This is a genomic window from Synechococcus sp. R5-13, assembly GCF_047462015.1.
GTDB lineage: Bacteria > Cyanobacteriota > Cyanobacteriia > Thermostichales > Thermostichaceae > Thermostichus.
On sequence record NZ_JANSIL010000187.1, the window covers coordinates 1 to 531 of the forward strand.

At 51.2% G+C, this 531-nt stretch carries 1 protein-coding gene; it reads left to right on the forward strand.

The window, feature by feature from the left end; all coding sequences use genetic code 11:
- Positions 1-277 precede the first annotated feature (277 nt).
- On the forward strand, positions 278-531 hold a 254-nt coding region (locus NW840_RS13110; RefSeq protein ID WP_414344735.1), incomplete at its 3' end, for a Uma2 family endonuclease.

Consider the following 531-nt stretch of genomic DNA (forward strand, 5'->3'; position numbering starts at 1 on the left):
CGCCGGAATTGGTCGAAGATCCGGAAACCTTATCGGGAGAGGACGTGCTGCCGGGCTTCACCTTGCCCATTCGCAAGATCTGGTCGGCTTGATATGAGTAGCTTTCACGGATTTACGATCCCTGATACAGCTTTTTTCCACACCCTTAACCCAGCCAACTCTGATGGATCTCTTGCATGACAGGGATCCCACGCAATTGCAGAACTCTCCCAACCTTGGAAACAGCTGCAGTAAAAATGTTGAGCGATAGGCCAAAAACAGGCGGAGTCACACTACCATGGCTGCTCTGACTCTGAATCTATCTCCCCTCATAACCCTCAGCCGAGCAGATTTTATCCGGCTTTGTGCCGCCAATCCTGAGCTGAAGCTGGAGCGTACTGCCCAAGGAGAATTGGTCATCATGTCTCCAACCGGTGGGGAAACGGGCAATCTTAACTTTGAAATTGCCGGGGAAGTTTATGTTTGGAATCGGCAATCGGGCCGAGGGAAAAGCTTTGATTCTTCCACCGGATTTTCCTTGCCTTCAGGCAG